This window comes from Streptomyces olivaceus (genome assembly GCF_000721235.1).
GTDB lineage: Bacteria > Actinomycetota > Actinomycetes > Streptomycetales > Streptomycetaceae > Streptomyces > Streptomyces olivaceus.
Genome location: NZ_JOFH01000124.1, coordinates 1 through 546, shown reverse-complemented (window position 1 = coordinate 546; position 546 = coordinate 1). Strand labels below are relative to the sequence as shown.

Below are 546 nucleotides of genomic sequence, written 5' to 3'. Positions count from 1 at the left end.
AGCGGACGAGGACCTCGTAGAAGACGGCTCGTTTGAACCAGTCCGGGTCGCGGTCCTTGGCGGGGGTGTCCTCGAAGGTGTCCGGCACGGGCTCGTTGACGGTCATGAGGCTCCTGACCCTCCGTTCTGGGGCGCGGCGGCGGACGTCCGCCGCACGTGGAAGACGTGGGCGGGCGTACGGCCCGGCTCCAGACGCACGTAGTTCGTCCGGCCCCAGTGGTAGGTCTGGCCCGCGAGTTCGTCGTGGACCGGCACCGACTCGTGCCGGTCCAGGCCGAGCTGCGGCATGTCGAGCGAGATCGTGGCCTCCTGGGTGTGGTGGGGGTCGAGATTGACGACCGTCAGGACGACGTCGGACCCGACGCGCTTGCTGTACGCGATGAGCGCGTCGTTGTCCGTGTGGTGGAAGCGCAGGTTCCGCAGCCGGTGCAGCGCGGGGTGGTCGCGCCGGATGGTGTTGAGGCGGGTGATGAGGGGGGCGAGGGTGGTGCCCTCGCGGGCGGCGCGGGTCCAGTCGCGGTGGGTGAGCTGGTACTTCTCCGAGTT

1 pseudogene is annotated in these 546 nt (G+C 69.8%); it reads right to left on the bottom strand.

Annotated features, from left to right (window positions below):
* Positions 1-102 precede the first annotated feature (102 nt).
* A pseudogene (locus IG94_RS0138045) lies at positions 103-546 on the bottom strand (alpha-1,4-glucan--maltose-1-phosphate maltosyltransferase); the annotation flags it as partial.